The sequence below is a fragment of the Methylosoma difficile genome (genome assembly GCF_054657615.1).
This window is the reverse complement of sequence record NZ_BAAHYJ010000004.1, coordinates 15,984-40,146: the sequence shown is the minus strand read 5'-3', so window position 1 is coordinate 40,146 and position 24,163 is coordinate 15,984. Positions and strand designations below refer to the sequence as shown.

Here is a 24,163-nt window from a genome sequence, read left to right as displayed (position 1 = left end):
CTCCTAAAGCGAAATTGGTAATGGGTTTGTTAAGGGATTAATTGCTGACTTCCATACGCGAAATAGCAGGTTGGTTATGATGGGCAGAGCGGGCGAATTTATTGCCGCCTAAACTCATATCAAACAAGCAATTGTTTAAATTAAAGCGATCTTCTTGGGCGGCTTCCAAGGCTTCACATTGAATTTGCGCACGTTCCAAACGTTTTTTGCCAATATCGGCCAAGGTATAAATTTTGGCGTTGTAATCGGGAATGGCTGGCGCGATTTCGGAACTGAAAACATTGCCGTTAGCTATACGCCAGCTTTCCAAGTAATTGCTAAAATCAGCACGGGAGACTTTGTTCAATTCAGCGTCTGAGGTATCGGTCAGAACAGGCAAATCCGCGCCATCACGGTCAAATAAAGAAAAGTTCAGCGGATTGCCTAACAAACCTTGGGTATCAGCTTCTCTAGGTACGGTAACGTTCAGATCCAGATAAAACGTGCTGGAATTGATGACTGCGGCTATGTCGGAAACGTTATTGGCGACAAAATACGATGCGCCTTTGCGGCTGACATAACCAACATCGCCAATTTTTACGGTTTTATTGCTTTGCAGGACAGTCACTTTGCCGTCAATCAATAACACCGCGCCTTCATCGCCACGGTGCAATTCCGCAGTGTGGCTAGGCCAAGTAAATTTAATGGCTTCGGGGATGGTGTAAGCACTCACTTTATTCGCTTTGTCGACAATAAAACGGCCTACCACGGAAAAGCCGCTGTTATCTTGCAACTCCATTAACGTGTAATCGCCAGGGAAGTTATGGTCATAAGCCAAACCTTTAAAGGTGGTGATGTGCGGATCGGAGACCACCGATGCGGATGCACATTTGCTAAAAGCCTGATAAGGGCTTTTTCCATCAATTAGCCACGCGCTTAAAGCGTATTGGACACAAGGTTTGGCATCGGCGGCGTGGGCGACATTTAACAAGCCAGACACTAACAAACCGGACATCAATAAAGTGTTTTGCAGTTTCATGAGAGTTCTCCAACAAATAAATTAGGTAAAAATGATCGGGTAGAAGGGCAATAGGACTGATTTGCCGAATTGTTATGAAAACCCTATGTTGTTTTCATGGTGCTAGTTTGCCGCTAAGGTGTGGCAAAAGAATGAGCCAAAATCAGGCTTTTATGAGCAAATGTGACAACCAGGGATTTTTGTCATAATTTGTAACAAACGCGCTACAAACAGCCGCTGCGAGACAGGAGTCGAGTAGTCCCCAGAAGCGATAGTGCTTGTGTTTTCACGAAGCGTTTTTTGCGTAGTGAAAATGCAGGCTGTCCGAAATCGCGTCGAGTCATTGCGGTAACGATGTCGCCTATCCCCTTGTTGGGTAGGCAGACGAGAGAAGCAGGACGGCTGGGGCAGCCGAAGGCAAGAGCGGTCGCGTGATTTTTGCTGATTGACCGGCACGGAGGCCGAAGCAATCTTTCGCAAAAATAGCGACTCCCTGCATTTTCTTGCTGGTAAGCTGATTCCAAATTCCACTACACACACAAGAAAAACCATGGCTGACCGGATATTGATTGTTGATGATGATTTAGAAATACGCACCCTGCTGACCCGCTATTTGACCGAGCAAGGCTTAACGGTGCGGGCGGTAGAAAATGGCGTGGCGATGCGCCGCTTGTTGGAGCGGGAAAGTTTTGACGTGTTGATTTTGGACATTATGCTGCCGGGCGAAGATGGCCTCAGCTTATGCGCCAAACTACGGGCGGATGGTTTTTATTTGCCAATTCTGATGCTGACCGCCAAAGGCCAAGATATTGATCGGATTATCGGTATTGAAGTCGGTGCGGATGATTATTTATCCAAACCGTTTAACCCGCGCGAATTGTACGCGCGCATCAAAAGCCTAATGCGTCGGCAAGCGTATGCAAAAATTCCAGGTAGCCCGGAGCAAGCCGAATTAATCACCATTGGTAATTTCCAGCTGGATTGCCAACAGCGCAGCTTAAACAATGCCGACACCACCGTGGTGTTGACCACGGGCGAATTTGCCCTGCTCAACGCGTTGGTCAGCCATCCGTTAAAAGCCTTATCGCGGGAACGCTTGTTGGAGCTATCTCGTAGCCGCGACAGCGAAGTGTCCGACCGGAGCATTGACGTGCAAGTGCGGCGCTTGCGGAAAATTCTCGAAGAAAATCCCGCCGATCCTAAATTTATCCAAACCGTATGGGGCTTTGGCTATGTGTTTGTGCCGAGCGGGGAGAAACGATGAGGCTTATGCCCCAGTCATTGCTGACCCGCAGCACTTTGCTGATTGCGGGCTTAATCATTACCGGACAATTGATTACCGCTGTGTTGTTTGTGTTTCTGGTGCAACGTCCGCGTTTGCAAGTGATGGTGGAATTAGCGGATGGGCATTTGCATACCGTGCGGGTGGCGATGGTCTTGTTGCCGCCTGAAAAGCGCGGGCAATATCTCAGCCAAGCCGGACACGATTTTGGTGTGCATTTGCAAGAACAGCCGCCCATCTTAGACCCGTCTGCGCCGGAGCCGCCGTTTGTTATCCGCAAATTTATCGAAGCCTTTGCCAACAAACTGCATCCGCATGAACAAATCCGTTACCAAGCTGCACCCGATCAGGCCATCTGGGTACAAATCTTTATCGACCAACAAGCTTATTGGGTGAAATTCTCCGCCACGCCGTTCAGCACCGACATTGACGACCATTGGCTAGGCTTATTGCTATTGATGGTAATGTTGGCGTTTTTGGGCGGATTCATCATCCATCGCAGCTTAAATCGGCCTTTGCAACGTTTGGCGGCTGCCGTCAGCCGAATCGGTAAAGGCGAGCGTACCGAAGCGATTAAGGAAGAAGGCCCGAAAGAAATTGTCACTTTTATCCATGCCCTAAATCATATGAACGCTGATTTAAAACAAATGGAAGCCGACCGCACCTTAATGTTGGCGGGTATTTCCCACGATTTACGCACCCCCATCACCCGTATCCAACTGGCGTTGGAAATGATTGGTGGAGATTTTGATAAAGACTTAAAAAATCGCATCGTCGCCAATCTTGCCGAAATTGAAGGCGGATTACGGCAATGTTTGGATTTTGCCAGAGACAGTGCCGACGAACCCTGCCAAATCGCCGACTTGAATGATTTGGCAAGGCTGTGCGCCGCCAGCTATAAAACCAACGGCTATCACATTAGCTTGGATTTATGCGAAGAAGCGGAAGCGGAAATACGCCCGTTTGGTATCGAACGTTTACTGAAAAACCTATTGGACAATGCCATCAAATACGCCAATAAAGACATCACCATCGCCACCCGCCATGACAACGGACAATTGCATTTAAGCGTATTAGACCGAGGCGAAGGCATGTCAGAAAGTGACATTGAAAAGCTGCGCCGCCCCTTCGCCCGCGCCGATACCGCACGGGGTTCGGTGGGTTATGGTTTAGGTTTGGCGATTGTCGATAATATTATCGAAGCGCATCAGGCTAAGATAGATTTCTTGCCGCGCGAGGGTGGCGGTTTGGAAGTGCGGGTGAGTTTTAGAGGCGATCTTTCATAACCCTTTAGCGATAAAAACGGTCGGCAGAAAAGCATTGCCGACCTGAACAAACAAGCCTACAGACCAGCCCCCAATTTATCCAAATCCACATAAAATTCATCACGCGGATTCAGTTCCACCTCCGGCATCGGTTCATATTTCGATTCATCAAACGGCGGCAGGTCGGGTTCGGGTGCGCCTAGCTCTTGCAGATGGCGGCGGGCGTTGCTTAGGCCGAAGTGGTAGGCGTAAGGCGGGCCGTCACACCAAGCGAGTTGGTAGGCGCGGGTGGCGGCGGCAATTGCGGCTGGTGTGTTGCTTTGGTCGCGTTCGATTTGCGCGAGGACGTTGCGGGCATCGGCGTGCAGCAGCGGATACGGGCCGTGTTCGGCGGCATCCCAGACTTGATCCAATAAATCGCGGGCTGTGGCGTAGTCTTCGCGGCGGCGGTGCAGTTCGGCTAATGCGGTCAGGGCGGGGAGTTCTTCTTCGACGAGGTTGACGGCACGGGCGCGGTTGAGGGCGTGGTGTAGGCGTTCTTCGGCGGTGGCTAGATCGTTTAAGCCTAATGCGGCTTGGCCTTGTAGACGGGCGGCGCGGATAAAGTCGTTTTCGAGTCGATAGACTTTAGCCAATTTCCAAGCGTGACAAGCTAGTTGCATTGCGAAAGTGTGTTGGTTTTGCCAAAGTTGATGTTGGGCGAGAAATGTGTTGACCACACCTTCACCTTGTTGATCTTGGTCGTCCAGCCAGATCACCAAGGCACGGCGCAGCACGACTTCGGCAGAGGTAGCTTGTCCTCGTGAGGCAAGAGCCAAGCCCCGAAGGTTTTCAGCCATACCTTCTGCATAACGGTATTCATTTTTTCTGTTGACTGTCAAATTTCTCCTGCTTACTCCTAATGCATGCGTAACAGATGCTTCGGCACCCAGAAGTTGCCCTGATTGCCGTAGCGCATCCGATAGGTTACAACGGACGACTGCGGCATTGATCTCATATTGTTCAGCTTCATGAATGACCACACTACGGCGATAGAACGGCACGGCGCGTTTTGGCTCACCACTGATCTTATAAGCCAAAGCCAGAGGATTTAGCGCAGCAGAACAATTCAGGGCATTTTTTAAACTCGGCAAAACCTCCAAACCATTGGGAAACAAGCGTTCTAGCCACTCAACTCGTTTTCGGCTGGCATTTAAACGGTAGAGCGTGGCATCACTAAGATGATCGTGAAACACCCAAAAGGCATCGTTATAACGCCCCAAGCTAACAAGTATGTGGTATAGCTCAATGGCTGGGGTCAGGTCTTCCAAACTTTCAACTTCTGAGTAATGAGGAGGTCTAGGCGCTGCATCAAAATAGTCGTGCAATTGGCTGAAAACTTCTTGGCGGGCGTTGTCTGCCAGTGCCGCCCACACCACGCCGCGCACGATGGGGTGCAGGTCGTAGCGGTTGGCGCGTCTGTCCCAACCGACTAGGCCACGGTCTTCCAGTTCGGTGAGGATTTGGTCGAGGCTTTCTGCTTTATCTTCTGGCGCTTTAGCTCCCTCTCCCCGTGGGAGAGGGTTGGGGTGAGGGTGATTTAAACTGGCTTCATTCTTTAGCGTTTGTTCTTGAATTTCGTCGTCAGTATTTTCAAGGACGGGTGTTGGTTTTGATTCCCTCACCCTGCCCTCTCCCTGGGGGAGAGGGTTTAAGGTGGCTGCGCCGCTAGTTTGATGGTTTACGCTTGCTTGGGCATTGTTGAATAATGCCTCTAACGTCTCCCAACCCGCAGGCATCCGAAACGCCGCCAAGGTATGCAGCACCCGTTTTTGCACCTCGCCCAAACCTTGCAAGGCGTATTGCAGCACATGGGTTTTGGTGTTTTTCAAATCCAAACGCGTTGGGTCGAATTTAGGATTGGCCTTACGCCAGCGGCTAAAATCGCCCGGCGCGGGGCGGTAATCGGCTATTTCACCCGCCAAGGCGCGTAGTAATAATGGGTAATTGCCGAAGGCGTTGAACACAGGCAGCAATTCATACTGACACCGAATTCCTGCCATAGGTTGAGTGCGTCGTCATCTTTCAGGCCTTTTAAAGGCATCTCATAGCATCCATTTATATACTTAGCTATTTCGGTTTGGATTTGAGTTTCTAAATCCGCTGGATATAAACGAGTGGAAATTAAAATACGGCTAGCTCGGATTTGGGCGAGGCGACGTAGGAAGCGTCCGGCTCGAGGATCAGCACAGCGGCGCAGACGGTGTTTGATGTTAAGGTTAATCCGTTCGTGGTGAGCTTGTCGAACGCTCTCCTGAGCGCAGCCGAAGGGCATGGACGGATTAACCGTTCGCCCTTCGACGACCAAAGGAAGTCCCTGTGGGGCAAGCTCAGGACGAACGGTTAATCCTTCGTCCAAGCTGTCATCATCCAAATAAGCCGCATCCATGCGTGAATAGGCGAGCAGGATGCGCTCCAAGCCATCCAGCACCAGCAAAAACGGTTGTTCATCCAAGCAACGGAACAAGCGTTCTTCGCGTTCCGGCGGCGGCAAGCTACGGCTATCTTGTTCTGATAAGCCAGCCGTGTAAGCCAAGGCGCGGATGATGAAGTTTTCGTAATGGGCATCGCTTTCGTAAAAGCTCCACCACAAGCGACCTGCCAGATTGGGCAGTTCCAGCGGGGCGATGTCGTTAAACCATTTCCACGTCAACGCGCTTTTGCCCATGCCGCCGATGGCGACAACATTAAACAGACGCACATCGGCTGGCACTTGCTGGTTGCGGGTCACCCAATCGGTGAGCAAATTGAGTTCGGCTTGCCGCCCAACCACGTTTTTGCTTTGCAGTAAGGTGTAAGGGTGGGCGGTGTAGGTTTCGGGGGCTTGGGGGATGTGGCTGGTGGGGTGGAATTGTGGAGCTGGGGTTTCGCCGGATTCGGATTGTTGGCGTTTGAGTTCTTCGCCAAGGGCATGGACGATTTGGGCGCGTAAATCTTCGGGTGATTTGAACTCGGCGCGGCCTCGGCCTTTGCTGGCTTTGTCTTTGAGGGCGGCGAGTTTTTCTTTGGCTTCGTCGCTAACTTGCACCATGTCGATGGTTAAGGCATGGTCTTTGTGGATGAGAAACACCAGTATCGGTATGCCGCGATTTACCGCATGGTCGAATTCCATTTCAGTGACGGAAATGTCGTAACCGTCGGGAACATGCCCGTAGCGCCACGCATAAATGCCGATGTAAATGTCAGCGGCATCAACCATTTCCAGTGATACCCGTATCGCGTCGGCATCACGGGCAGGTAGATGTTCCATCGCTTTGGGAAAAACACCTTGGCGTAAACAAGCATCAATAGCTTGTTGTCGGTGTTCCGGCAAATCCAACGCCGTGCTGCTAATCATTGCTGTCTTAATCGCCTTACTCATCATTGCCAACCTTTTGAATTTTGGATGTTTGGCTATTTTACAATGATTATGCGGTTAGCGGCTTTCGGGTTAGAGTCGGGTGTGGATTGGGTTTAATAGGAATACAAAACATGTTTTGTATTCCTATAGGGTCATTAGTAAAAAATTTTGAACAGTTACTTACAATGAGCCTTTCTGGTTTTTAAAACCCCTAAAGGTCTAGCATTTACAACTGCGGCAGTAACTTGGCTTCGGCCTTCATGGCATTGGCTTTACCCCAGGCGCTGACACCTTCAACAAACCATTGTTTTTTGGTGGGGTGGGGTTTGACTACGTCGTATTCGGCGTAAAAACTGCCGTCGCTGTTAAACTGCAAACGACCTAAGCGTTGGTTGCGGCTGTCGTTAAACCAATAGCAAGCCAAGTTTTCTTCGCCGGTGTAGGGGTCTTTGATTAACGCGTATTGCGCTTGGTCATAGTGCGGGTAATGGGTAATTTCGCCCTGTGCAAAACCCAATTTGTCGATTTCTGCACGCAAACGTTGGCAAACGGCTGAACCCACGTCGCGCTTGGCGTCGATTTGTTCGGCTAAACGGCTCATGCCGCGACTCCTGCCGCCAAATCCATAATCACCGATGCGCCGGACAAATCTTTCAGGTCTAGCGTTTTTAGATTCGCCAAAACGTGGTGCGCGTCTATCTCGTTACCTTGACGGAGTTTGATAAACGCCAAGGCTTTCAAGGTGTACAGATAAAACAAAGTCGTTTCGCTGGCGTATAAATCCCAAGCGTTGGGCGTTGCTGCCAATTGCTGAGGGTTATTCGGGAAACCGCCTTGTTGCGCGGCTTCTGCCAGCCCTGCCAACACCACGTTTTCGGCATCGGCAAAGCGTTTGTAGTGGAAATAGAATTTGTACAAGGCGAAATAAGCTTGCAGACATTGAGAATCCAAAGCTTGCGCTTGCAAAAACAGAGTTTCCGCCCGCACCGGATCGGCATGGCTGGCGGCAACCGCCGCTTGTAGCAGTTGGTTGACGGCATCAGGGATGTTGGGGCTAAACAGCACCCGTTCTTCAAGCGAACTGACGGTCACGACTACCAAACCTCGGCAGGCATCTGCAAATCAGCAACCGGCGTGCCGCCAATCAAATGCTGTTCAATGATGGTTTTGACATCCTCTTTTTTCAGGCTGCCGTACATCACGCCTTCTGGGTAAACCAACACCGTCGGTCCCATATTGCACGGCCCCATGCAACCGGTATTGGTTAGGGCGATGGTTTCAAACAAGTTACGGGCTTGGATTTCGTTCATGAATTCATTCATGACTTCGGCACAACCCGAACTGGCGCAGGAACCACGCGGATGGCCTTGCGGACGGTTTTGGGTGCAGACAAAAACGTGTTTTTCGGGTCTGGGCATGGTGAATTCCTTTAAATGTAGGATGGGCTGAACGAAGGGAAGCCCATCTTTAAAATCACGGATATTGATGGGCTTCCTTACGTCAGCCCATCCTACAATTTACGCAGCGACTTTATGCTCGTGGGTGAAGCAGTCTTTTGGGCAGACTTTCGAGCAGGCTTCACAACCAATGCAATCCAAAGCATTTTTGATGGTCATGACCATGTTCTCGTCATCATCCTCAAAATCGGCGTATTCATCTTCAAAATTGTCGTCTTCCAGAACCGACGATTTTTCTACCAAATCAAACACATCGCGCGGACAGACCTTAAAGCAGCGTCCGCAGCCTATACAGGTTTTCGCGTTGATGTCGGTGACATAAGCGGGCGTCCATTCCGAGCCGCCGAAGGTAACGCCTGTGACAAAATCAGCCATGACACGCTCCTTAAGCGGCTGCCGCTTGTGCGGCTTGCAGTTTTTTGTTGGCCTCGTCCCAGTTTTTGCAAGCAACGTAAGTCGCGTTGGCAATACCGAGCAATTCGCCGTAAGCATCCGGCAAGCGATCTTCGATCAAGTCATGCAACTCCATCGCTTGCTCACTCGCTAAGCGTTTGGTTTTTTTGACTTCTTTTTCCAATAGTCTGATGTCTTCTTCGGTCATCACGGCAGTCCTCAGTCTGTTGCAGCAGCGTTATATTTTTCAATCAAGCCCACGGCTTTTTCGATGACTTTATCGGTTTTTTCGACCAAATCTTCCAAGCTGGCAAAGCCAAAACGGTGGGTGTCGCGCAAGATTTTATCGACTACCACCAATCTGCCGACCATGATTAAGGCGCGTCCGAAACCTTCGTGGCTTAAATGCACAATCGGTGCCGCCATTAATCCGGTTTTTTTCTCCAATAAGGTGGCGACCGAGTTGTAATAGGCTTTCAGGCGGGCGATGGTGATTTCATCAGGATCACCGACCACGGGGATTTTCTGTTTACGCTCTTTCGTTAACACCACGGGGTCGATGATTTTCGCTTCCGACCAACCTGCGTAGGTGTCGTAAGTGTCGATGGCGCGTAATTGTTTGATGTAATCTTTAACGATGTCGGTTGATAAATTGGCATCGTTTTCAGGTACGACTAGGGTGGCTGTGGTCATGGGTTTCTCCGTTTAGATTTTTTAATTTGTTATCGTTCCCACGCTCTGCGTGGGAATGCCGCCTGTGACGCTCCGCGTCACGCAACGCCGGAGCGTTGCAAGATGAATTCCCACGCAGAGCGTGGGAACTATACGAATCTATAGGATGTGCTGAGGTACGAAGCGCATCACTCGCGTAACCCGACCGATGCGCCTCCTTACGTCGGCACATCTTATATTTCTTAACCTTATCGTTCCCACGCTCTGCGTGGGAATGCCGCCCGTGACGCTCCGCGTCGCTCAACGCTAGAGCGTTTCGGGATGAATTCCCACGCAGAGCGTGGGAACTATGGATTTACTCATCCCAACCCTCATCCGCCATTTTGTTAAAACGGTCAGGATCAGAGCCTTTGTTTTGGTTAATCGCCTTCGCCAGCCAACTGGATGGCCCGGCTTTCATCTCATTCTGCAAATCGAAGATCAAATCCTTAATTTTGCTGCCTTCATGCACTTTCACGGGCTGAATACCACGCGCAATCAATTGGTTAATCGCCGATCCGCCTACGGCTTGGCAATACACCGCCGCGCAGCCGTCGAGCAAATCCATCTTCACCGATAATTTGTCTTCATTACCGTCTTGGTTCAGCACGCCAAATTCAGCAGCTTCCAGCATGTGCGCTTCTTCCATATCAACGGCATAGACCGCGAAGGATTTTGCCGAGCCAAAATGCTGGTTGACGGTTTCCATATCGGTGGTGGCAAAGGCGATTTTTAAGGCGGTTTGCATAAATTTTTCCTCATCGGAATCGGGTACGAGGTTTAGGCGGCGGGTCAATGACATGATTTGGTCTGCTCGTTAGCGGGTTTTTGCCCGTAAATCGAATGGTAAACGGGGATTTCTTCGTGCGAATAATTGATGACCAGATTCGCCAAATCGAACAGCGTTTGGCGTGTACCGCGATAACCAATCCAGGTTTTTTGGTAGCCGCCGATGATGTCGTACAAAGGAAAACCCGCCCGTAAAATCGGCGTACCCAAGCGTTCGGCGGTATCGACGGCGTGGGAATTGCCGATCACCAATTGCGCTTTGTTAGCCTTGCCGATGATTTCCATATCTTCCAAATCGCCGATTTTGATGCTGGCGACGGGGATATTGGCGAGTGATGGTGTGTTGCAGGAAGTGACTGCCGCGACGATGTCTGCGCCCATTTCTTGTAACAGATCAACAAAGGCAGCGAGCAAATCAGCATCCGCAGCGATGGCGACACGCAACTGTCCGAGCATAAAATGAGTGTCGAGCATGGCATCTTGCAATTGCCGACGCTGGCGTTCGATGCGTTCGGGTACATCGTTGCCGCTGATTTCCGACAAGGCGCAAATCAGCTCATCATTGGCTTTTAAGCCGTAAAGATGGTCGAGGGAAAAGGTTTTTACGCCCGTTTTTTGCTCCAGCAATTCGGCGGGTTTTTGTAGCGAAGAGCCGATAACCACGGTGGCTAAGGAATCACCCAAAGTCGCCATTTCGGAAATGAGCGTACCGCCGATGGTGACAGGGCTGAAATCGTCATCGGTCAGACATCCGTCTAACGAATCCGACAAATCTGGTACGAACACGGGGCGTAGTTGGAATTGTTCAAACAAATCCCGCAAAGCTTCCAAATCGCCGGGGGTGAGCATGTAGCTGACCAAGACATTCACTTGCCGTTTGCGTTTACCCGGAAACGTTCCCGCTTCTTTGGCATCAGGCACTAAGGCGCGGATGATTTCGGTCAAAGTCGCGGCATAACCCGTTTCGACACTGCCGGTAAAATCCGGCGTGTTGACAGCAACGACGGCAACATCAGCATATTCGGGATTGGCTTCGCGAAATTCACGCACATTGCGGTGCACGTCCGCGCCTTGGGTTTCGGCGAGTCCGGTGGTCAAAATGGTAATCAAGGCAGGGCGGGATTTTTCGGCAATCACGCGGATGCCTTCGCGGACATTTTCATCCGCACCCAACACCGAACTAGCCTGATCCATCGCGGTACTTTGCAGTGGAATCGGTTCGCGGAAATGGCGGACGAAGAATACTTTGGCAAACGCTGTGCAGCCTTGCGAGCCGTGCAACATGGGCATGGCGCGGTTGAAGCCTAGCGTCGCCAACGTGCCACCTGTGGGTTGGCTGGCTTTAAGCGGGTTTACCGATAAGGCTTTATTGCGTTTGAGGATTTCGGTCATGTTGCCACCTAGCGGCGTGGGCGTGAGTCAACAATTCCTGCTAAACAGGGCTTATTGTCACTAAAGCAAACATGATGCCAAAAATTATGCTATTGAATTAAAAGAACTTATGGAAATAAAAAATGTAGTAAACCTGACAAAAGCCCATTGCCTGTGTGGGTTTGCGGGTTGTTGGGATTGATTAAAAGCGGGCAGGCAAGGGCGTGCCTTCGAGATGAAAGCAAAACTCTATCGAAAGTGCGGTATTTGGACTGGCGTAAAAAAGCAAGTTTTTACGCCAGTGAGATAGGATCAGATCAGTGTTGAACGCATTTTTTCGCGTTTTAATTCCGTCGCGGATTCTTGGAATTTTGCGATATATTCTTTACGCAACTCAACCGATTTTAAAACCGCTTGCTGTATACGTTCTTCGGTCAGTGTGTTGTCCGAGCCAATATACACTTGGGTATTTTTGGATTTGCCGCCGTGTATCGGCAAAGTGACTTGCAGATAATGGCTAGGCGTGTTGCGGCCTTTGCGTAGGCGCTGGAACGGACCCGAAATGCCTGAAGGCAAGTTCGAGGATTTGTTGGTGGAGATTTGCTGGCGTATGCCCGTCGGTGCCGGCAAGGTGTCAATACGGTGGTTAAGTTCGGTTATAGCGTTGTTTAACGCCTGTTGAGCCCCCGTACCATTTGATGAACGGTCAGAAAAAAATTTCCACGGCTTGCCGTAACGGACTTGCCAACCGTGCGTGGTTTTGGGGCCAATAATATCTATCCTAACGATGTGCCTTGGCACATCAAATTCCATACCATTAAAAATTTTTACCCTTCGGCGTTCCATAAATTTTACGTCACCTCTCAGTTAACCAAGAAAAATGTGAGTATTCTCACAAAAGTTTAGTGAAAAATATCACAAAAAAAGCTTGCTGGATACTCTATTTACAGCAAATTTAAGAGTATTTTTACGTAGAGGCTAAGATTTAAATAATAGTTGTCCATTGTACGAAAATATTAATCAATGAACGACCCTGTCGTTCCGGACGGCTGCCATTGAAAAGACGCGTTTTTTTTATCTCATCTCTCCAAACTATTGGTGTAAGTTGTTGTTCCGGTGCGCCTTATGTGTAGCTTTACTACCAACACATCGATAGTGCCAATGGAAAAGGCATGGGTATAAGCCTCTTAAAAAATACTGTTCCTGTGACTGGGGCGCTAAGGCAAAGTTCATGTGTCCTTTTCCCAATGCTTGCAGATAGTGGTTGAGCGAAGTTGAAGTATGCGCCTCCATGTTGCCTCCAATTTGAAAGCAAGACCGAGAGTGCTTGGTTTTTAGATGGGCGTAAATTGATGGCATTCATGATTACTTAGGATTGAATATGTCAAACCCTGCTACCACAATTATCTTGCCGACTAAGGACGATCCCCGTTGGCAAGCCGGACTGGCCCGCGATATAACTGCCGATGGCAGGTTTTACTATTCGGTTAAAACCACAGGTGTATATTGCCGTCCTTGCTGGGCACAGCCGAAACAGAACCTAGTCTCGCCGACTTACGCCAGGCGGGATTTTCGCAAAGCAAAGCGCAACTTTGCTGGCAATAAGTCAACAGATAGCGTCCTGTGAATTGCTATTGAGTGACACACAAAAAGAGCAATCTATAGCACAAATCCGGCAACAATTATTGGCGGTTCGTGGCTCGGCTGGCGGTGTATGCGGGGTTTTGCCAACAGGCTCAAAGCTCCGCTAATAGCAGAAATTCCCGAAGCAATGTATCGGATGCCGGAATTGGTATGGCTAAGAAACCTTTCAATGCCGCCCAGCAGTAACGCCGCCATCTAAAGGCAATACCGCACCTGTTATCCAACCAGATTTGTCGTTATCAGCCAAAAACAGAAAGGCGGCGGTGGTATCGTGGACTTGACCGTTACGCCCTAGTGGATGGAAACAATTAAATCTTGCTAATTGTTCTGGGGTCAGCAAAGGATCAAACAGCGGTGTTTCAACCACAGCAGGGGCTATGGCATTGACGCGGATGCTATCGGCGGCAAATTCAATCGCCAAACTGCGGGTTAGGGCATGTACCCCGCCTTTGGCAGTGGCGGCGGCGCTGCATGGGGTCGCGGCGATGGCATGTTCTGACCACATAGAGCCGACATTAATAATGGCTCCGCCGCGCCCACCTTTGCGCATCGCCTGAACCGCGGCTTGGGAGATAAAAAAATAGCCTTTTAGGACATGAAAATAGCCATCAAAATCGGCTTCGGTATGTTCTAAAAATGGCAAAGTGCGGAAAATACCAGCATTGTTAACCAGTACATCAACCTGTCCAAACCGTTGCATGGCTAAAGCAATAACTTGTTGGCTTATCGCCATTTGGCCTATATCGCCAGCCAGCCAAGCCACCCGTTCGCCGCTGGGGTCGAGATGTTTCGCCAACTCAGCTAAAGGCTGTTCGCGTCTGCCATTAAGCACCACTGTTGCGCCAGCCGCAAAAAAACCGATCGCCGCATCTTTGCCCATGCCACTGCCCGCTCCGGTAATCACTACCACTTTGTTTTGCAAACTCATTGTTTTCTCCCGTAAAGTAAATATAAAGCCAATGAAGGCATACACGGCATCTTGGGTTAAGCTACCGTTGGTAAGCACTTTACGGGTTATTTAAGTAATTGAAAATAATGTACAAATTTGAAAGGTGACTATCTTTTATGAAAGAAACGGCAAAATTAGCGGCTTCTAAGACCAGAGAAAATGTCGAATTTAAGGCAAAAACGGTTCTGAATGTCGCGGAAACCATAGAAGCCATATTCGGCTGTAAATGGTCGTTGCGTATCCTGGCGCTTATCCGTGAGGGTATTAACCGACCAACCGCAATCGAACGTGCCTTGGTAGGTTTAACCCCAAAAGTGCAAAGTTATTATTTTCGCCGCATGATTGCTTTAGGGATTTTGGAGCGGGTCGTATTTGCCGAAGTACCGCCAAGGGTGGAATATCACCTGACCCGCTATGGCGAACGCTTGCTGCCGCTGCTGGATGCCATTCTTACGTTGCAGCGGGAATTGGAAGCGGAGGTGGACGGCGATTAGTCGTGTCCAGTTGCTGAGGTCAAGCTGTGTCAATTTAAAGGCAAGGTTTGGCAGGAAACTTTTAACTGATAACCGCCTCTCACGTTTGATAGCATCGCTTTCAGTGGCGAATGTTGGTAAGAGCGAGATTATCTTGCATGCCATACTCTTGTAAATCAACCCCGTATAAAAACGAGCTATTTTCCTATGCATATCACCATCCTGACTTTTCAAGGCTTTAATGAACTTGATTCCCTGATTGCCTTCGGTTTGCTCAATCGGATTAAAAAACCATCGTGGCGAGTAACGCTTTGCTGCCCGGAACCGACTGTCACCTCAATGAATGGTGTTGTCATTCATGCCCAATCGACCTTGGCGGACGCGGCTTCAGCGGATGCGGTGATTATCGGCAGTGGCAGCAAAACACGGGAAATTGTGGAAGATCCGCTTTTAATGTCGGCATTGCGCTTGGATCCTCAGCGTCAGCTTATAGGCGCACAATGTTCAGGGACACTGGTTCTTGCCAAGCTTGGGATATTGGGCGCTGTACCGGCTTGCACCGACCTGACAACCAAGCCGTGGGTTCAAGAAGCTGGCGTTGAGGTTTTGAACCAAGCTTTCTACGCATGGGGCAATGTTGCCACCGCTGGGGGATGTTTTGCTTCGCCGTACCTTGCGGCTTGGATCATTGCCCGTGCTGAAGGCGAAGAGGCCGCCCGTTCGGCACTGCACTATGTTGCACCTGTGGGTGAAAAAGACAAATACGTCGAGCTTGCAATGGCAAATATTTCTCCGTATTTGACGCGGAATGATGTTTAACGCTAGCCAAGCTAGGTGTAGATCGCACGCCTTAAGCTCAGCACAAACGGAATCAATGGGTTACCTTTCGGTCTGAGCTTGTCGAAGGCTTTATTCAGCGATTCCTTAAGCGTTTTCTATGATACAAAAACAAATAATCGGCGAGGTAAACGGGAAGAAAACAGGTTAAGGCGTAACGCTAATTAGGAATCCAAAACATGTTTTGGACTCCAGATCAAAAACTACAACCATCGCCATTATTTAATTGCTTTTGCACAAGCAGTTAATAGCAGAAATTAAACAGGATAACCCTTGCCTTAACCCGACGGAAATTTGCCCATGACCACACAATACACCATCATTCCGGTCGCCTATGTTGCCGGATCAAGAGTTGCAGAAGAGGATGATTTCTGGGGCGGTGCGACTGCCGTGATTGAATTGACTGACGTTTTTCCAGAAGAAGCACTCCTTGGCCTTACCGATTTTTCGCATGTTGAAGTGCTGTTTTTGTTTCACCAAGTTGCCGAAGAGAAAATCATCACCGCAGCCCGTCATCCTAGAAACAATCCCGATTGGCCTGTTGTCGGCATTTTTGCCCAACGGGCAAAGTCGCGGCCTAATCGGCTGGGTAGCACCATCTGCCGGATCATCTCAGTTTCAGGCAGGCGGCTAACCGTGGCGGAATTGGATGCCATCGACGGCACGCCCGTGATCGACCTAAAGCCTGTGATGACAGAATTTCTGCCCCGCCAACAGTTCAGCCAAGCTAAGTGGGCGCAAGAGTTGATGCAGGATTATTGGTCAGGCAATGCCGGTCAACAAAGTGGCACAAGCTAATCCGTTTCTTCCCGCTATCAGGAATCTCTATGAAAAACATCCGTTTAAAATATTTTGACTTGTCATTGCCCGCAATAACCGCCTTACGCGAATGCAAAAGTGCCGTTGAAAAATCAGGTTTAGAAATAACCTTGCTGGAATTGGTTTACCTGCGGGTGTCACAAATCAATGGTTGCGCGTATTGCCTAAGCCTGCATGCCAAAGCCTTGCGGGAAGCGGGCGAAACCGATGCCCGCATTGACATGCTGGCAGGTTGGAAAGTGGCGGCTTGTTATTCTGATGCAGAACGCGCCGCACTGGCTTGGGCGGAAGCGTTGACCGCCATCACTGTCGATGGCGGTAGTGATGCGGTGTTTAACGCGTTAAAAGCATTTTTTACGGACGCACAAATATCCGACCTGACTATTGGCATTGCCAATATGAACGCCCTTAACCGTATTGCCGTGAGTATGAGGGTCTAATTCATCAATCTGCGGCGGAAGGGATATTACAAAAAACGCTATTGTTGCACCGTCACAAACGACAATTTACCAATGCCAGAACGCTGGGCGCTCGCCATGACTTTTGCCACTGCCTCAAATACGGCGGTGCGGTCGGCTTGCAGTTGCAGGCTGATCTCAGGGTCTTTGGCTTGCAGGGCTTTCAGTTCCGCTTCCAACGCTTCCAATGCCACGGGCTTGTCGTCCAACAAGGCTTGACCATCGGCAGCCACACTTAAAATGGAGACGTGTTGGTCGGGCGCAGGTTCGGTTTGTTCGGTTTTCGGCAATTTGACGCGCACCACTTGCGTCAACAACGGCGCGGTGACGATGAACACCACCAGCAACACCAGCATAACGTCCACCAAAGGCGTGACGTTGATCTCGCTCAACTCACCGTCTTCGTCATTAGATACGTTCATGGACATAGTCGTTTACCGTGTGTTGGAGCAAATGGCTTTGCATGGTGTTGTGCAGGAAATCGCTGGCAAAATGTTCCAGCGTCGCTAAGGTTGCGCGGTTTTGGCGCAGGAAAAAGTTATAGGCCAACACCGCCGGAATCGCCACCGCAATACCCAAACCCGTGGCAATCAAGGCTTCGCCGATGGGGCCGGCAACAACGTCCAAACTCGCCGAGCCTTTCGTGCCGATGTCTTTCAGCGCGTGCATAATGCCCCAGACCGTACCGAACAGGCCGACAAACGGCGACGTGCTGCCGAAACTCGCTAGCCAACCTAAACCCGATTCCATTTTGGCTTTTTCCTTTTGCAATTGCTGGCGCATGGTGCGTTCCAACAACTCATGCCAGGCTTTATATTGGTCAACTGGCAATATTTGCTGTTCCGGCAAACGGTTCAAGGTATTCAAACCTGCCTGATAAACTCGTGTCGCTTGCGAATTTAACTGCAAATCGACGTTACCATCGGCGGCGTGTTCCCGAAATTGCTTGATAAAACGATGGTTTCGGAACGCATTCCAAACCAATTCCCCCGCTTTCAGCAAAATGACACTCCACGTCAACAGCGAAAAACAGCCCAATAAACAAAGCGTACCGTTAACGATACCGGTTTCTGACATATCCAAAGTGTTCTCCTTACATTTTATTATTGGTATTTGTTGATGGTTGCGCTTAGCGAATAAAGCATCAGTCATAGGATGTGCTGTCCCCAAAGGGCATAAAAGGAACGAAGCGCATCTGTCGAGTTTTTACGCGATTGATGCGCCTCCTGTCGTCGGCACATCCTATTCAATCTGGTAGAGATGAATGATGTAGGTGCGGATTTATCCGCACTATGCGAATAAATTCGCACCTACTTTTGTAACATCACCCAATTACTCCAAAGAAAACTCAATCGGCACATTTACCCAACTTGCAACAGCGCTATCGCCATGTTTGCCAGGCACAAACCGCCATTGCCTGACTGCATCCATCGCCGCGTCATCCAAAGCCTCATGACCACTACTGCGCTGAACCGATAAATCGCCACAATGCCCGTCTGCCGTGACAAAAACCCGCAACACCACGCGGCCTTCCCAATGCCGTTGCCTTGCCATCCTAGGATAATTGGGCTTGGGGTTATTGAGATAAGCGGCATTGGCGTGGGCGGGAACATCTTTAGCCACGGGCGTGCTTTGCGTTTTGTTTTCGGTCGGTGCGGCAGGTGAGGGCGGTGCTGGCGAAATCTGGGCAGATTGGCTAAGCGCAGGTGCAGCAGGTGGCGACGTTTCTTTTTGTTTGGTTTCCGGTTTGACGATTTTCTTTTTGATTTCGCTTTTGGCCTTTGGCTTAACCACTGGTTTAGCCTTGGCTTTCTTCTCAGCGGGTTTGATGACGGGCTTAGGTGGCTCTGGCGGTGTTACGGGTTTGGCAGGAGCACTGGCAGGAGCTGCTAAGGCAATATCAATCATCGGTAACGGCATGGCTTCGGTGACCACCGGCGGGGCAGGGCGGTTTAAATACCAAACCAACAGCAAGCCATGCAGCAAGGCGGTTAATACCGCAACAAAAGCAACCGCTAAAGGCCGTTGCCAATTGGGTGCCATTGCCATCTGATAAAATGGTAAGTTCAAGGGTTCGTCAGCGGTGGCTTTAACAAAAAAGACATTCATTGTTCGGTGTTGGGCTGTTCAAAATCACTACCGACTTGGGCAAGTCGGCATTGCAAAATCGAGATTTGTTGTTGCAAGGCTTCAAGGCTGCGGTTGGTTTGCTCAAGCTGGGCTTCGATATGTTGAAAATGAATTTGAAAATATCGGGCTGACGGAAATTTCCCCGGGTTGCTGTCATCCCCAGATTTCGGCGGACGCCGTTTAGGCGCAATTATGAGGTGATGTCCGAGCTTATCCACAGATCAATCCGGTATTGGGGTTATTGTTTTTTACCTTCTTGGAGTAAGACGTTTGAACTTTGAAAAACCACACCATGTTTTAAAAAAATTTATGGTGTGCTTGGTCTTTTGGAGTGAAAAACATGTTTTTCACTCCCGTTGGATGCTTTCGGCTAGAAAAAATCGAGGGCAGGTGTGGTTTGCTGGATTTCATACGTCTTGGCAAACCGTTGTTATCCATTGAACCGACATTCCGGCGAGTTGCTGGCTATCACCAGGCGAATGGCCTTTTGCATTCGGGTTGGGCTGGGTGGTTTTTGCCGTCATCCTGTCAATTAAGCTGTGTTAAATCCCCTAGTAAATAAGTGAAATGCCACATTAAAACGTTTAAGGAATTAGCTAATACACTGATTTTATTTGTTAATTAAGTTGGCCTAAGTATTGCTATGGTTGGTAGCTGTCAAAAAATGGGAAATGAAAAATCACAATTAAACCCATTTTGACTACTAATAATAACGACACTTGGAGAGCTTATGAAAAAATGCAGTCAGGAAAAACAACCGCGTAGTAACCCTCATCTTAATGCCGTCAGTGCATTAATACTTTCGGGTTTGGCGATGTCTGTTTTGCCAACCACAATTTACGCTAAAGACAAGGTTGAAGAAAAAACTGAAGAGGAAAAACAGAAATCAAAAGCCAAAGCGGCAGACAATTCGGTGTTTGAATTAGGAGCCGTTACGGTGACGGGTGACAACAAATTCAGTGCCTTGGCAAGCAAAGACATCCTCACTTCCGTTGATGTGATGTACGCCGACAAAATCGAAGACCAAAACGTCCAAAACAGTTATGAGTTGTTCCACCGTATGCCCGGTGTACAAATCACCCAATTCAATCAAGGTACGACTTCAGGAAAGCTGTCGTTCCGTGGTTTCAATGGCGAAGGCAATATCAATGCGGTCAAGTTGCTGATTGATGGCATCCCCAGCAACACCAACGACGGCAATATGCCGTTTATTGATACGTTGTTCCCGTTGGACATCGATTCCATTGAAGTGGTGCGCGGCACCAATGACCCACGTTATGGCTTGCATGCCATTGCCGGCAGCGCCAATATCCTCACGCAAACGGGCGGCAATTATGCAAAGCTGCGCAGCAGTTATGGCAGTTTTGACAGCCACGATGTACAAGCCGGTGCGGGCTATGAAAAAAACGGTTTTTCGCAAAATTATTCGGTGGGTTACCGCAGTTCCGAAGGTTATCGTGACCATTCCGATTCCGATAAAAAAAGCTTTTCCGGCAAATGGTTTTATACCCCAGAGAGTGAAAAGTTTCGGGTCGGCCTGAGTGCGCGCTGGAATGAAAGTAACGCACAAGAAGCGGGTTATCTGACCTTTGCCGATTCCCGTGCCAATCCGACCATGACCAATGCCTATAACGCCACTGATGGCGGACATCGGCAAATCGGACAAGTCAGCGGGCATTTTGATGTGGCATTGAGCGATGATTTGTTCTGGTCCACTAAAAGTTACGTCAATACCTTTGATGACGAGCGTTTTGTGAAATTCAGTGCGGGCGCTTCCCAGCAAGAGCGGCAGGTGGAAGAAGTCCAATATGGCGGCATTACCTCGATGACCTACCGCCCTAAAATCGCTTGGTTGGATGACTTTTCTTTGGAAGGCGGTTTTGACATCCAACAACAGGACAACAAAAGTCCGCGTTACAGAACATTAAATCGCGTTAGAACCGAGCAAACCCGTGATCAAGTTTTCGATTTTCAGGTATTGGGTGGTTATATGCAGGCCAAAATACAACCTTACAAATGGCTACGTATTACCCCAGGATTTCGCGCCGATCAAGTGGATGGAAGCTTCTATCAGCGTGCAATCGGAACAACTCCCGCCATCAACGCCACCATCAACGATTACGGTACCATTTGGCAACCGAAAATTGGTGCGGTGCTTACACCTATCGAAGGTTATAGCTTGTACGGCAACTGGGGACGGACATTCCAAGTCGCCGTCGGAGCAGGTTCGTATTTAGTGCCACCACGCGTCAACAGTTTGGCACCATCAATCAATGACGGTTGGGAAATTGGCTTCAAACTCGAGCCAACGCCGTGGCTGAACAGCCGTATCGCCTATTGGCAACAATCAGCAACCAGTGAATGGGGGCGTGATTTGAATAATCCTAATAACGATTCCATTAATGTTGGCGCTACAGATCGCCAAGGTGTGGATGTCGAAGTCCGCTACACGCCTGATTTGCCGTTTGAAGTCTGGGCTGCATATTCCTTGCAAGAAGCCATTATCAAAACACCAGGCGCTGTTGGGGTCAAAGCAGGCAACAAGGTCGATCATGTCCCCGATTATATTTTCTCCGGCGGTGTCGATTACCGCGTAACGCCGTTGTTTAAAGCGTCGTTATGGACAACAGGGCAGGGCAATTACTACCTTGACCAAGCCAACACGCAAAGCGGTTTTGGTGAATATGCCCTGTTAAACCTCAACTTAGGTTATCAGGTCACCAAACAAGTGGAAGTGCAATTCCAAACCAAAAACCTGACCGATACTTATTGGGAATACGCTTGGTACGACGGCAGCCAAACCTTGCATTCACCCGGTGACGGCATCGCCTTTTACGGCGCGGTCAACGTGAAATATGACTTGTAGATCAGCACATGCGATTCCCAAAACTTTTGCCTAGCAAAATCCGCTGGCGGCAATTTTGGCTGGCTTGGCATCTGTATCTGGGTTTGACGTTGGGCTTGGTGTTTGTGTTGGCAGGGCTGACGGGCAGCTTGCTGGTGTTTTATGTAGAGCTGGACGAATTCATCAATCCGCAATTACAGATTAGCGCCACACAAAGCCAGCAAGCCTCGCAATCTTACGAAGCTATTTTCCAAGCCTTACGCGCCCGTCATCCTGAACGTGGCGGCGCGTGGCGTTTGGAAATACCGCGCCATAAGCAAGCCATGTTGATGGCGCGATACTACAAACCTGCTGAAACCGAGCATTTGCATTTCGCACCGCTGATCGCTTGGGTTAATCCCTACACCGCCGAAGTGGTTAGCAGTCGTTTTTGGGGCGAGTATCTGATGACTTGGCTGTACGATTTGCATTACAGCCTGCTATTGGACACAACCGGAAAAACCGTCATGTGCATTATCGGCGGGATATTGCTGATACCGTTATTGACGGGCATTTACCTGTGGTGGCCGAAAACCGGCAAATTCAAAACCGCTTTGAGTTTTAAACGTCATGCCAGCACCGCCCGATTCATTTACGATTTGCACAAAACCAACGGCGTTTACAGTTTTGCCTTGTTGCTGATATTAGTGATTAGCGGCGTATTGCTGGAATTGCCGGACTTTTTTAATCCTGTCATCAATAAACTGTCACCGCTTTATAAAATGCCCAGTTACCACTCGGATTTGTCTGCCAATGCGGCAAGAATTTCGCTGGATCAAGCCGCGCAAATCGCCTTGAAAAGGTATCCAGAAAGCCAATTGCGCTGGTTGGAAACCCCCAAAGATAGCCAAGCCGCCTATCGGATCATGCTCTACCAACAAGGCGAACCCAGCATGCGCTTCCCTAAAACCACGGTTTGGGTAGACCAATACAGCGGCAAAGTGTTGGCAAACCGCGACCCTAGCTTGCAAAGCACTGGAGATACCTTCATCACTTGGTTGCATCCCTTGCACAGCGGCGAAATCGCGGGTTTGACCGGACGTTGGTTGGTGTTTTTCAGTGGTTTTGTGCCGTGTGTGTTGTATGTCACGGGAGTGATGCGGTGGTTGCAAAAGCGTAAGGCTAAGTTTGGGTAGGTAATTAAGGATTTGCTGAACAATGCCTTCAACATGCTTAGGATCGATTAGTTTTAAGGTTCAACTTACGTTACGCAGTAACGCGCTTTTTCCCGTTTGCCGCGTCGAGCACCGGAGTATTTGTCGGGAATAGCCCGAAGGGGTGCGGCATGGATGCCGCGCGGCGGCAGATGGGCAGGAAGCCCATTCTGCCGTCCCCCGACAAATGCGAGGAGCGCAAGATATGAGCGGTAATCGGGCCGCCTTTTCTTTGGCTACTTTCTTTTGGCGGCGCAAAAGAAAGTAGCTCGCCTTCGGGTGCGAGAACCCGATTTAAAAAACATCGCGATAGCGATTCATTATTATTTTTTCGTCTCATAAAAAGTGAGTGCGTAACATCAGGGTTTAACCAAAAACAAGGGATATGCCACAGGCCACTAAGGCATTTCCCATATTTTTTAAACAGTATCTAGGGCAAAATTTTTAGCCATTCTTTGCAAACCCCAATCTAGCCGTACCCTGCACACCAACTCACCCGCATTGGCACAATCCATGCCCTGTAGAAAACCACACCTTGGCTAGCCGCTTGCCCTTTTCTACAGATGACGTTTACCGAAGACGATATTTACCTGATTTTTTTAGACACCCGTCCGCAAATCCAACGCTTTGTCAGCCAGCGTATCCGTTGCCAAGACACCACGGCGGATTTGCTGCAAGAGGTGTATTTGCGCTTGCGTTTGTTGACGCCGCCACCGCGCAGCGAAACGGAAATTCGCGCTTGGTTGTTCACCGTTGCTTCGAACCTGTCGATTGATTATCTGCGTAGCCAAAAACGACATGGCGAATTGCTTGCCCAATACGGTGATGATAAAACCGAAGCCGACCACCGCGCCGAACCGGAGCGCATCACCCAAGCCCAAGAGCAACTGTTCCACCTCCAAGCCGCCTTAGCGGAATTGCCCGATGCGTGCGCGGACATTTTGTACTTAAGCCGCATCGAAGGCTTAAGCCACGCCGACATTGCCGCGCAGTTGGGCATCTCCACCAGTTGGGTGGAAAAACAACTCGCCCGCGCCTTAAACCATTGCCGCCAATCCCTTGATATACTGTGAACGGTCAATTTTTGTAGAGACGTTGCAATGCAACGTCTCTACAGCTCTAGCCCGATATGGGCAAAAGCTGACAACTTGACCGTTTGAAGTATAAGCAC

27 protein-coding genes are annotated in these 24,163 nt (G+C 49.5%); 10 read left to right on the top strand and 17 right to left on the bottom strand.

Annotated features, from left to right (window positions below; translation table 11 throughout):
• Positions 1 to 37: 37 nt before the first annotated feature.
• Positions 38 to 1,018 (bottom strand): VWD domain-containing protein, encoded by a 981-nt coding sequence (locus tag ACYQ1O_RS11805; protein ID WP_459991915.1) that lies wholly within the window; start codon positions 1,016 to 1,018, stop codon positions 38 to 40.
• 529 nt (positions 1,019 to 1,547) lie between these two features.
• Between ACYQ1O_RS11805 and ompR the strand changes: the two genes are divergently transcribed.
• Both ompR and ACYQ1O_RS11795 read left to right on the top strand, forming a co-directional pair.
• A complete protein-coding gene (gene ompR, locus ACYQ1O_RS11800; RefSeq protein ID WP_459991913.1) occupies positions 1,548 to 2,261 on the top strand; it encodes an osmolarity response regulator transcription factor OmpR in 714 nt (237 codons plus the stop codon).
• Positions 2,262 to 2,266: 5 nt separating this feature from the next.
• Positions 2,267 to 3,565, top strand: coding sequence for an ATP-binding protein (locus ACYQ1O_RS11795; protein ID WP_459991912.1), 1,299 nt, complete (start codon positions 2,267 to 2,269; stop codon positions 3,563 to 3,565).
• A gap of 56 nt (positions 3,566 to 3,621) precedes the next feature.
• On the opposite strand, the gene ACYQ1O_RS11790 is transcribed toward ACYQ1O_RS11795, so the two are convergent.
• The 11 genes from ACYQ1O_RS11790 to ACYQ1O_RS11740 form a co-directional block, all read right to left on the bottom strand.
• Positions 3,622 to 5,586: an ATP-binding protein gene (locus tag ACYQ1O_RS11790; protein ID WP_459991911.1), complete on the bottom strand. Its 1,965-nt coding sequence runs from the start codon at positions 5,584 to 5,586 to the stop codon at positions 3,622 to 3,624.
• Entirely contained in the window at positions 5,493 to 6,947 is a 1,455-nt protein-coding gene (locus tag ACYQ1O_RS11785) for a DUF4062 domain-containing protein (protein WP_459991909.1), read from the bottom strand. The genes ACYQ1O_RS11790 and ACYQ1O_RS11785 overlap by 94 nt, the downstream gene beginning before the upstream one ends.
• 202 nt (positions 6,948 to 7,149) lie before the next feature.
• A complete protein-coding gene (locus ACYQ1O_RS11780) occupies positions 7,150 to 7,524 on the bottom strand; it encodes a hypothetical protein (protein WP_459991908.1) in 375 nt (124 codons plus the stop codon).
• Entirely contained in the window at positions 7,521 to 8,015 is a 495-nt protein-coding gene (locus ACYQ1O_RS11775) for a hypothetical protein (protein WP_459991906.1), read from the bottom strand. The genes ACYQ1O_RS11780 and ACYQ1O_RS11775 overlap by 4 nt, the downstream gene beginning before the upstream one ends.
• Before the next feature lie 2 nt (positions 8,016 to 8,017).
• The gene (locus ACYQ1O_RS11770; protein ID WP_459991905.1) at positions 8,018 to 8,341 is read right to left on the bottom strand and encodes a (2Fe-2S) ferredoxin domain-containing protein; all 324 of its coding nucleotides are present in this window, start codon (positions 8,339 to 8,341) and stop codon (positions 8,018 to 8,020) included.
• Positions 8,342 to 8,440: 99 nt separating this feature from the next.
• The gene (gene fdxB / locus ACYQ1O_RS11765) at positions 8,441 to 8,755 is read right to left on the bottom strand and encodes a ferredoxin III, nif-specific (protein WP_459991904.1); all 315 of its coding nucleotides are present in this window, start codon (positions 8,753 to 8,755) and stop codon (positions 8,441 to 8,443) included.
• A 10-nt stretch (positions 8,756 to 8,765) separates the two neighbouring features.
• Positions 8,766 to 8,981: a CCE_0567 family metalloprotein gene (locus ACYQ1O_RS11760; protein WP_459991903.1), complete on the bottom strand. Its 216-nt coding sequence runs from the start codon at positions 8,979 to 8,981 to the stop codon at positions 8,766 to 8,768.
• Positions 8,982 to 8,992: 11 nt separating this feature from the next.
• On the bottom strand, positions 8,993 to 9,466 hold the full coding sequence (locus ACYQ1O_RS11755; RefSeq protein WP_459991902.1) for a NifX-associated nitrogen fixation protein: 474 nt from the start codon (positions 9,464 to 9,466) through the stop codon (positions 8,993 to 8,995).
• Between the two features lie 334 nt (positions 9,467 to 9,800).
• A complete protein-coding gene (gene nifX, locus ACYQ1O_RS11750; protein ID WP_459991901.1) occupies positions 9,801 to 10,286 on the bottom strand; it encodes a nitrogen fixation protein NifX in 486 nt (161 codons plus the stop codon).
• Positions 10,277 to 11,665 carry a nitrogenase iron-molybdenum cofactor biosynthesis protein NifN gene (gene nifN / locus ACYQ1O_RS11745; RefSeq protein WP_459991899.1) on the bottom strand — a complete coding sequence of 463 codons (1,389 nt, stop codon included), beginning with the start codon at positions 11,663 to 11,665 and terminating at the stop codon, positions 10,277 to 10,279. Before nifN ends, nifX begins: the two co-directional genes overlap by 10 nt.
• 291 nt (positions 11,666 to 11,956) lie before the next feature.
• On the bottom strand, positions 11,957 to 12,490 hold the full coding sequence (locus ACYQ1O_RS11740; protein ID WP_459991897.1) for a hypothetical protein: 534 nt from the start codon (positions 12,488 to 12,490) through the stop codon (positions 11,957 to 11,959).
• Between the two features lie 535 nt (positions 12,491 to 13,025).
• On the opposite strand from ACYQ1O_RS11740, the gene ACYQ1O_RS11735 reads away from it, so the two are divergent.
• Positions 13,026 to 13,271 (top strand): Ada metal-binding domain-containing protein, encoded by a 246-nt coding sequence (locus tag ACYQ1O_RS11735; protein ID WP_459991896.1) that lies wholly within the window; start codon positions 13,026 to 13,028, stop codon positions 13,269 to 13,271.
• 183 nt (positions 13,272 to 13,454) lie between these two features.
• On the opposite strand, the gene ACYQ1O_RS11730 is transcribed toward ACYQ1O_RS11735, so the two are convergent.
• The gene (locus tag ACYQ1O_RS11730; protein ID WP_459991895.1) at positions 13,455 to 14,216 is read right to left on the bottom strand and encodes an SDR family NAD(P)-dependent oxidoreductase; all 762 of its coding nucleotides are present in this window, start codon (positions 14,214 to 14,216) and stop codon (positions 13,455 to 13,457) included.
• Between the two features lie 137 nt (positions 14,217 to 14,353).
• Here ACYQ1O_RS11730 and ACYQ1O_RS11725 point away from each other — a divergent pair, with 137 nt between their 5' ends.
• The 4 genes from ACYQ1O_RS11725 to ACYQ1O_RS11710 all read left to right on the top strand — a co-directional run bounded on the left by ACYQ1O_RS11725 (position 14,354) and on the right by ACYQ1O_RS11710 (position 16,806).
• Complete coding sequence (locus tag ACYQ1O_RS11725) at positions 14,354 to 14,731, top strand: winged helix-turn-helix transcriptional regulator (protein ID WP_459991894.1); 378 nt, start codon at positions 14,354 to 14,356, stop codon at positions 14,729 to 14,731.
• 186 nt (positions 14,732 to 14,917) lie between these two features.
• The gene (locus tag ACYQ1O_RS11720; RefSeq protein ID WP_459991893.1) at positions 14,918 to 15,529 is read left to right on the top strand and encodes a DJ-1/PfpI family protein; all 612 of its coding nucleotides are present in this window, start codon (positions 14,918 to 14,920) and stop codon (positions 15,527 to 15,529) included.
• A 318-nt stretch (positions 15,530 to 15,847) separates the two neighbouring features.
• The gene (locus ACYQ1O_RS11715) at positions 15,848 to 16,345 is read left to right on the top strand and encodes an SAM-dependent methyltransferase (protein WP_459991890.1); all 498 of its coding nucleotides are present in this window, start codon (positions 15,848 to 15,850) and stop codon (positions 16,343 to 16,345) included.
• A 29-nt stretch (positions 16,346 to 16,374) separates the two neighbouring features.
• Positions 16,375 to 16,806: a carboxymuconolactone decarboxylase family protein gene (locus ACYQ1O_RS11710; protein ID WP_459991889.1), complete on the top strand. Its 432-nt coding sequence runs from the start codon at positions 16,375 to 16,377 to the stop codon at positions 16,804 to 16,806.
• 38 nt (positions 16,807 to 16,844) lie between these two features.
• Here the strand turns inward: ACYQ1O_RS11710 and ACYQ1O_RS11705 are convergent, their stop codons facing one another.
• The 4 genes from ACYQ1O_RS11705 to ACYQ1O_RS11690 all read right to left on the bottom strand — a co-directional run bounded on the left by ACYQ1O_RS11705 (position 16,845) and on the right by ACYQ1O_RS11690 (position 19,172).
• Complete coding sequence (locus tag ACYQ1O_RS11705) at positions 16,845 to 17,252, bottom strand: ExbD/TolR family protein (protein ID WP_459991887.1); 408 nt, start codon at positions 17,250 to 17,252, stop codon at positions 16,845 to 16,847.
• Positions 17,233 to 17,901 carry a MotA/TolQ/ExbB proton channel family protein gene (locus ACYQ1O_RS11700; RefSeq protein ID WP_459992367.1) on the bottom strand — a complete coding sequence of 223 codons (669 nt, stop codon included), beginning with the start codon at positions 17,899 to 17,901 and terminating at the stop codon, positions 17,233 to 17,235. Before ACYQ1O_RS11700 ends, ACYQ1O_RS11705 begins: the two co-directional genes overlap by 20 nt.
• Before the next feature lie 255 nt (positions 17,902 to 18,156).
• Positions 18,157 to 18,933 (bottom strand): energy transducer TonB, encoded by a 777-nt coding sequence (locus ACYQ1O_RS11695; protein ID WP_459991886.1) that lies wholly within the window; start codon positions 18,931 to 18,933, stop codon positions 18,157 to 18,159.
• Complete coding sequence (locus ACYQ1O_RS11690; RefSeq protein WP_459991885.1) at positions 18,930 to 19,172, bottom strand: hypothetical protein; 243 nt, start codon at positions 19,170 to 19,172, stop codon at positions 18,930 to 18,932. Before ACYQ1O_RS11690 ends, ACYQ1O_RS11695 begins: the two co-directional genes overlap by 4 nt.
• Positions 19,173 to 19,684: 512 nt before the next feature.
• Here ACYQ1O_RS11690 and ACYQ1O_RS11685 point away from each other — a divergent pair.
• The 3 genes from ACYQ1O_RS11685 to ACYQ1O_RS11675 all read left to right on the top strand — a co-directional run bounded on the left by ACYQ1O_RS11685 (position 19,685) and on the right by ACYQ1O_RS11675 (position 24,065).
• Positions 19,685 to 21,820, top strand: a complete 2,136-nt coding sequence (locus ACYQ1O_RS11685) for a TonB-dependent receptor (protein ID WP_459991884.1) — start codon at positions 19,685 to 19,687, stop codon at positions 21,818 to 21,820.
• 8 nt (positions 21,821 to 21,828) lie between these two features.
• On the top strand, positions 21,829 to 22,974 hold the full coding sequence (locus tag ACYQ1O_RS11680; RefSeq protein WP_459991882.1) for a PepSY-associated TM helix domain-containing protein: 1,146 nt from the start codon (positions 21,829 to 21,831) through the stop codon (positions 22,972 to 22,974).
• Between the two features lie 581 nt (positions 22,975 to 23,555).
• Positions 23,556 to 24,065, top strand: a complete 510-nt coding sequence (locus tag ACYQ1O_RS11675) for an RNA polymerase sigma factor (protein ID WP_459991881.1) — start codon at positions 23,556 to 23,558, stop codon at positions 24,063 to 24,065.
• Positions 24,066 to 24,163: the final 98 nt, after the last annotated feature.